Genomic DNA, 7,451 nt, shown 5'->3' with positions numbered 1-7,451 from the left:
CGTATTAAATGTACGATATTTACCTAATTTGCCACACTTATAAGTAGTAACCCACCTCCGCAGCCATTTATTGGTGTGGTCTACAGAGGATTAAGTCTTTTTAGAGGGGAAAATCCCTAGAACCCCATCTCCAAACATATCAAGCGTGTCTGTATCCCACTCTATTGTAAACAAGACATTTTTATCTTTTATATTCAATGGCTTATTTTCCTGCTAATTGGTAATACCATGAAAAATACCATGCTCAGAAAAGGCTTAACAATATTTTGAAAAATTGCCTACTGAGCGCTGCCGCACAGCTCCATAGGCCGCTTTCCTGGCTTTGCTTCCAGATGTATGCTATTCTGCTCCTGCAGCTAATGGATCACCGCAAACAGGTTACTCGCCTGGGGATTCCCTTTCGACCCGAGCATCCGTATGAGACTCATGCTCGATTATTATTATTATAGAAGCCCCCATGAATAAATCGCTCATCATTTTCGGCATCGTCAACATAACCTCGGACAGTTTCTCCGATGGAGGCCGGTATCTGGCGCCAGACGCAGCCATTGCGCAGGCGCGTAAGCTGATGGCCGAGGGGGCAGATGTGATCGACCTCGGTCCGGCATCCAGCAATCCCGACGCCGCGCCTGTTTCGTCCGACACAGAAATCGCGCGTATCGCGCCGGTGCTGGACGCGCTCAAGGCAGATGGCATTCCCGTCTCGCTCGACAGTTATCAACCCGCGACGCAAGCCTATGCCTTGTCGCGTGGTGTGGCCTATCTCAATGATATTCGCGGTTTTCCAGACGCTGCGTTCTATCCGCAATTGGCGAAATCATCTGCCAAACTCGTCGTTATGCATTCGGTGCAAGACGGGCAGGCAGATCGGCGCGAGGCACCCGCTGGCGACATCATGGATCACATTGCGGCGTTCTTTGACGCGCGCATCGCGGCGCTGACGGGTGCCGGTATCAAACGCAACCGCCTTGTCCTTGATCCCGGCATGGGGTTTTTTCTGGGGGCTGCTCCCGAAACCTCGCTCTCGGTGCTGGCGCGGTTCGATGAATTGCGGCTGCGCTTCGATTTGCCGGTGCTTCTGTCTGTTTCGCGCAAATCCTTTCTGCGCGCGCTCACAGGCCGTGGTCCGGGGGATGTCGGGGCCGCGACACTCGCTGCAGAGCTTGCCGCCGCCGCAGGTGGAGCTGACTTCATCCGCACACACGAGCCGCGCCCCTTGCGCGACGGGCTGGCGGTATTGGCGGCGCTGAAAGAAACCGCAAGAATTCGTTAACTGCACATTCGGGATATTTCTCTATATTCGCGCTTCATCAGAAAACTGAAGGAACCTCCATTGAATCGAACTAATATTTTTTTTGGTGAATCGCATTCTGACTGGTTGCCTGTCAGAGGCGGAGAATCTGGTGATTTTGTTTTTCGACGTGGTGACGGGCATGCCTTCGCGAAAATCGCACCTGCTTCCCGCCGCGGTGAGCTCGCTGGAGAGCGTGACCGCCTCATTTGGCTCAAAGGTCGAGGTGTGGCTTGCCCCGAGGTCATCAACTGGCAGGAGGAACAGGAGGGTGCATGCTTGGTGATAACGGCAATTCCGGGAGTACCGGCGGCTGATCTGTCTGGAGCGGATTTGCTCAAAGCGTGGCCGTCAATGGGGCAGCAACTTGGCGCTGTTCACAGCCTATCGGTTGATCAATGTCCGTTTGAGCGCAGGCTGTCGCGAATGTTCGGACGCGCCGTTGATGTGGTGTCCCGCAATGCCGTCAATCCCGACTTCTTACCGGACGAGGACAAGAGTACGCCGCAGCTCGATCTTTTGGCTCGTGTCGAACGAGAGCTACCGGTGCGGCTCGACCAAGAGCGCACCGATATGGTTGTTTGCCATGGTGATCCCTGCATGCCGAACTTCATGGTGGACCCTAAAACTCTTCAATGCACGGGTCTGATCGACCTTGGGCGGCTCGGAACAGCAGATCGCTATGCCGATTTGGCACTCATGATTGCTAACGCCGAAGAGAACTGGGCAGCGCCAGATGAAGCAGAGCGCGCCTTCGCTGTCCTATTCAATGTATTGGGGATCGAAGCCCCCGACCGCGAACGCCTTGCCTTCTATCTGCGATTGGACCCTCTGACTTGGGGTTGATGTTCATGCCGCCTGTTTTTCCTGCTCATTGGCACGTTTCGCAACCTGTTCTCATTGCGGACACCTTTTCCAGCCTCGTTTGGAAAGTTTCATTGCCAGACGGGACTCCTGCAATCGTCAAGGGATTGAAACCTATAGAAGACATTGCTGATGAACTGCGCGGGGCCGACTATCTGGTATGGCGCAATGGGAGGGGAGCAGTCCGGTTGCTCGGTCGTGAGAACAATCTGATGTTGCTCGAATATGCCGGGGAGCGAATGCTCTCTCACATCGTTGCCGAGCACGGCGACTACCAGGCGACCGAAATTGCAGCGGAACTAATGGCGAAGCTGTATGCCGCATCTGAGGAACCCCTGCCTTCTGCCCTTCTCCCGATCCGGGATCGCTTTGCAGCTTTGTTTCAGCGGGCGCGCGATGATCAAAACGCAGGTTGTCAAACTGACTACGTCCACGCGGCGATTATAGCCGATCAAATGATGAGCAATGCCTCGGAACTGCGTGGGCTACATGGCGATCTGCATCATGAAAACATCATGTTCTCCAGTCGCGGCTGGCTGGTGATAGATCCCGTCGGTCTGGTCGGTGAAGTGGGCTTTGGCGCCGCCAATATGTTCTACGATCCGGCTGACAGAGACGACCTTTGTCTCGATCCTAGACGCATTGCACAGATGGCGGACGCATTCTCTCGTGCGCTGGACGTCGATCCGCGTCGCCTGCTCGACCAGGCGTACGCTTATGGGTGCCTTTCCGCAGCTTGGAACGCGGATGGAGAAGAGGAGCAACGCGATCTAGCTATCGCGGCCGCGATCAAGCAGGTGCGACAGACGTCATACTAGATATCAAGCGACTTCTCCTATCCCCTGGGAACACATCAATCTCACCGGAGAATATCGCTGGCCAAAGCCTTAGCGTAGGATTCCGCCCCTTCCCGCAAACGACCCCAAACAGGAAACGCAGCTGAAACGGGAAGCTCAACACCCACTGACGCATGGGTTGTTCAGGCAGTACTTCATCAACCAGCAAGGCGGCACTTTCGGCCATCCGCCGCGCCCCACAGCTCGGGCAGAAACCGCGACGCTTACAGCTGAAAGCGACCAGGTGCTCGGCGTGGCAAGACTCGCAGCGAACCCGTAGAAAGCCATGCTCCAGCCGCCCGCATTGGAGAAATTCTTCAAATTCCCGTTGCACATAGCCCGGCAATTCCTTTCCCTGCTCTGCCATAAGCGCAGCGAATGCCGGGTAATACTCGTCAACGATCTGATAGAGAAGGGTTTGCTCGGGTCGGTGGCTCTGGTAACGACCAGTATCCCGATCCCGGCTGGCCGTCCTGGCCGCCACATGAGGCATGTTCCGCGTCCTTGCAATACTGTGTTTAGCAAAAATGCAAGCCGATGAACAACTCGCGATGGCAACAGCTAAAAAATTGGTAGAACAAAAACGCCAAATTGAAAAACAATGTTCTAAATAAATCCACCACTCGCACAAATCCCCCCTATTGTGCGAGCCTAAAAACACAGACACCTTATCACTGCTTTTCGAAACCATTAATCAATGCTTCTAAACCAAATAAAAAAGCCTCTGTGCCATCATCTTGATCCATAATTTGCAAAGCATCTTTTAATAGTCGAGGCATCGTATCATCTGCTATTTGTTGCCTATCATTAAGTGCTGCGATATGTTCTTGCTGCTCTAACACAGAACCTAACGTAAAATGACCAACCGCGCTTATTGCATATAACCCACATTTTAATGAAAAACCATTGTCCACCATAAACTGCAACTGCATTTCTACGGTGTCATATTGGTCTGAACTCGGGCGAGTCCCTAAATGCACTTTTGCGCCATCACGGTAACTTAATAATGCATCACGAAAGCTCAATGCATTATTACGTAAAAATTGTTGCCACGTTTCCCCAACTGCGGGTAATGAATGACGATGATTACGCTTTAGCATTTCAACAGATAATGCATCCAACAATGTGCGCTTGTTCTTCACATGCCAATATAGTGTAGGCTGCTCTACGCCCAGTTTTTGAGCTAGTTTTCGCGTTGTCAGCCCTTCCATTCCCACTTCATTTAGCAACTCTAATGCCACTGTGATGATGGTTTCTTTATCTAATCGCGCCATACTGCCCTCTCTTTTTTTCTATTGACACTCTATCACTGATAGGGATATATTCCAACTCTATCAATGATAGAGAAAAAACGATGAATAAATTTGCGATCACCGCTTTAACGATCACCGCCCTAGATGCTATGGGGATCGGCTTGATCATGCCTGTATTGCCTACATTGTTACGTGAATACGTGTCGGCTGAAAATTTAGCAAATCATTACGGTATCCTGCTGGCACTGTATGCCATCATGCAGGTTTTTTTTGCTCCTCTACTTGGCAAATGGTCTGATAAATTCGGGCGCCGACCAATATTACTACTATCTCTTGCAGGCGCTGCTGTGGATTACACTTTGCTTGCATTATCTAGCTCACTTTGGATGCTATACGTTGGGCGATTAATTTCTGGAGTTACTGGCGCAACAGGTGCGGTCGCCGCTTCTGTTATTGCTGACAATACTGCTTCACAAGAGCGTACTAAGTGGTTTGGACGCTTAGGGGCGGCTTTTGGTGTCGGGTTAATCTCTGGCCCTGCAATTGGCGGCTTTACAGGGCAATTCTCAGCTCATCTTCCTTTTATTATTGCTGCCATTTTAAATGCGCTCTCTTTTTTAGTTATTATGTTGATATTTAAAGATAATAAAATCAAAAATACTGAAAAAAACACCACAGAAACAGCAGAAAATTCGCGACCTTTCCTGCAAGTGATCAAGCCAGTCATACTATTGTTATTTATCTTTTTTATGACTCAAATGATAGGGCAAATTCCAGCAACGACATGGGTGTTATTTACGGAACATCGTTTTCAATGGGGCAGTATGGAGATCGGCCTATCTTTAGCGGGGTTAGGCATCATGCATGCCTTGTTCCAAGCATTTGTAGCGGGCGCAATCGCCAAGAAATTCAATGAAAAAGTGACGATTATTGTGGGCTTTGTTGTTGATGGAGCAGCATTCATTATTTTGTCATTATTGACAAAGGGTTGGATGATTTACCCTACATTAATCTTACTCGCCGGCGGCAGTATTGCGCTACCAGCCTTACAGGGGTTAATGTCAGCTCAAGTCAATCAAACTAACCAAGGTAAGCTACAAGGCGTTCTAGTCAGCTTAACCAATACGACGGGGGTGATCGGCCCATTATTATTTAGCTTTATTTTTGGTCAAACACTGGCAAGTTGGGATGGCTGGATATGGATGATTGGTGCGATAATGTATGTTTTATTGATTGTATTTATTTTATCTTTTTATAGAAGCACCAAAAAGATAGTTAAAATAGCGAAGCTACCAGCGAGCTAAGTTTTAGCATATCAATATTAAGTGCTATGATACCCCTATCAGATTTGCTTTTAGCACAAGATATTAAGAGACAAACCCTATGACATTACCCCCTAAAAAACCAAGAACAAAACCTGCGGAAGAAAGGCTAGATGACCTAATGAACGTATAGGAAGAATAAACGCCCTTTTCACCCAAGTCCAACAGCTTTGGACCGCAGTTGACTCTTTCGACACCCCTGCGATGCAACCCAATCCGGCTGACGGGGAGCCAGCAACGCTGAAAATTTACCCTCCTCTTTCCCACTAGCGGCTCCTTTTCCGACAACCAGCACGGCGGATCCCTGCCGCGGCGCTGTGAACGCAGCATTTTGATTGGTATCGTTGACCTTCAGGCTCGTCAGTCAAACAGACCCAGGAGCAGCTCAGCCGGTGGCGCCCGGCTTTCGGGTAACGCCCTGGTCCCGCTGGTTTCGGCTTTGTGCTTCAGGTGATCAAGGATCTGCTTGATCACTATAGGGTCTTCAATGCAGGCGATGACTTTCATGGCGCCGCCGCAGCCGCTGCAGGTCTCGATGTCGATATTGAAAACACGCTTGAGCCGTTGCGCCCATGTCATCGACGCTCGCCGTTGTGCTGGTGTTGCCGGTTCATCAGCCACCCTGACCTTGTTGCCCCTGCCCCGTTTTGCCGGCGTGACCAACGCCCGGTGCCGACTGTTGGGTGCGAACACCCCGTGGAAGCGGGTTAGGTTGACTCTGGGCTTCGGTACCAGGGCGGCCAGCCTTGCAATGAAATCCAATGGTTCGAAAATGACGTGCGTGGTGCCGTCCCGGTACGGCGTCTTGAGCTGGTAGCGCACGTTGCCGCCTCGTGTTAACGACAGCCGCTTCTCGGATACCGCCGGGCGGCTGATGTACCGGCACAGCCGTTCGAGCTTCTTGCGTTCATCGGCCCTGGCCGCCACGCCGGCGTGCAGGCTGGACCCGGCTACCTTGCCAATCCCGTCACCGAACGGATCACCACTGGTCGGCAGAGTTTGCAAAGTGAACACCTTTCGCCCCGCCTGTGAACCGACAGCGATACGGTAAGTGATCGAGTGCCCCAGCAGGGGTGTCATCGGGTCGTCATCCACCGCATCCGAGGCCAGATAGCTGTTTTCGACATCCCGTTCCAGCAGGCCTTGCCGTTCCAGATAGCGACCCACCCGGTGGGCGATGGTGTGCGTCAGCTGGGTGAGCTCTGGGCTGGTCGGCGCCTTGACCCAGCGGAAACGCGCTGAGCCGTGGGATTGCTCGACATACACACCGTCGAGAAACAGCATGTGGAAGTGAACATTCAGATTGAGCGCCGATCCAAAACGCTGGATCAGGGTGACCGCGCCCGTCTTGGCCACTTGGTGGGTATGGCCCGCTTTCTTGACCAGGTGCGTGGCAATGACGCGGTAAACGATGCCCAGCACCCACCCCATGATCTCGGGCCGGCTGGCAAACAGGAAACGCAGCTGAAACGGGAAGCTCAACACCCACTGACGCATGGGTTGTTCAGGCAGTACTTCATCAACCAGCAAGGCGGCACTTTCGGCCATCCGCCGCGCCCCACAGCTCGGGCAGAAACCGCGACGCTTACAGCTGAAAGCGACCAGGTGCTCGGCGTGGCAAGACTCGCAGCGAACCCGTAGAAAGCCATGCTCCAGCCGCCCGCATTGGAGAAATTCTTCAAATTCCCGTTGCACATAGCCCGGCAATTCCTTTCCCTGCTCTGCCATAAGCGCAGCGAATGCCGGGTAATACTCGTCAACGATCTGATAGAGAAGGGTTTGCTCGGGTCGGTGGCTCTGGTAACGACCAGTATCCCGATCCCGGCTGGCCGTCCTGGCCGCCACATGAGGCATGTTCCGCGTCCTTGCAATACTGTGTTTACAT

6 protein-coding genes and 1 pseudogene are annotated in these 7,451 nt (G+C 52.1%); 4 read left to right on the top strand and 3 right to left on the bottom strand.

Features of this window, described 5'->3' with window-relative positions; all coding sequences use genetic code 11:
* Positions 1 to 457 precede the first annotated feature (457 nt).
* From sul2 to FJM67_RS16540, 3 genes are read left to right on the top strand one after another with little or no spacing between them, the layout of a single operon-like run.
* A complete protein-coding gene (gene sul2 / locus FJM67_RS16550) occupies positions 458 to 1,273 on the top strand; it encodes a sulfonamide-resistant dihydropteroate synthase Sul2 (protein WP_001043260.1) in 816 nt (271 codons plus the stop codon).
* Between the two features lie 60 nt (positions 1,274 to 1,333).
* A complete protein-coding gene (aph(3'')-Ib, locus tag FJM67_RS16545) occupies positions 1,334 to 2,137 on the top strand; it encodes an aminoglycoside O-phosphotransferase APH(3'')-Ib (RefSeq protein ID WP_001082319.1) in 804 nt (267 codons plus the stop codon).
* On the top strand, positions 2,137 to 2,973 hold the full coding sequence (locus FJM67_RS16540) for an aminoglycoside O-phosphotransferase APH(6)-Id (protein ID WP_000480968.1): 837 nt from the start codon (positions 2,137 to 2,139) through the stop codon (positions 2,971 to 2,973). The genes aph(3'')-Ib and FJM67_RS16540 overlap by 1 nt, the downstream gene beginning before the upstream one ends.
* Before the next feature lie 106 nt (positions 2,974 to 3,079).
* On the opposite strand, the pseudogene FJM67_RS16535 reads toward FJM67_RS16540, so the two are convergent.
* Together FJM67_RS16535 and tetR are read right to left on the bottom strand one after the other, a co-directional pair.
* Positions 3,080 to 3,484, bottom strand: a pseudogene (locus FJM67_RS16535) (IS91 family transposase); the annotation flags it as partial.
* A 178-nt stretch (positions 3,485 to 3,662) separates the two neighbouring features.
* Positions 3,663 to 4,265: a tetracycline resistance transcriptional repressor TetR gene (gene tetR, locus FJM67_RS16530; protein ID WP_000113092.1), complete on the bottom strand. Its 603-nt coding sequence runs from the start codon at positions 4,263 to 4,265 to the stop codon at positions 3,663 to 3,665.
* 80 nt (positions 4,266 to 4,345) lie between these two features.
* Between tetR and tet(59) the strand changes: the two genes are divergently transcribed.
* A complete protein-coding gene (gene tet(59) / locus FJM67_RS16525) occupies positions 4,346 to 5,548 on the top strand; it encodes a tetracycline efflux MFS transporter Tet(59) (protein WP_001031679.1) in 1,203 nt (400 codons plus the stop codon).
* Positions 5,549 to 5,926: 378 nt separating this feature from the next.
* Here the strand turns inward: tet(59) and FJM67_RS16510 are convergent, their stop codons facing one another.
* Positions 5,927 to 7,420, bottom strand: coding sequence for an IS91-like element ISCR2 family transposase (locus FJM67_RS16510; protein WP_001120888.1), 1,494 nt, complete (start codon positions 7,418 to 7,420; stop codon positions 5,927 to 5,929).
* Positions 7,421 to 7,451: the final 31 nt, after the last annotated feature.

The organism is Maribrevibacterium harenarium (assembly GCF_006385675.1).
Taxonomy (GTDB): Bacteria; Pseudomonadota; Gammaproteobacteria; order Pseudomonadales; family Marinomonadaceae; genus Marinomonas; species Marinomonas harenarium.
The sequence above is the reverse complement of the archived record's forward strand: the minus strand, read 5'-3'. Positions and strand labels throughout refer to the sequence as shown.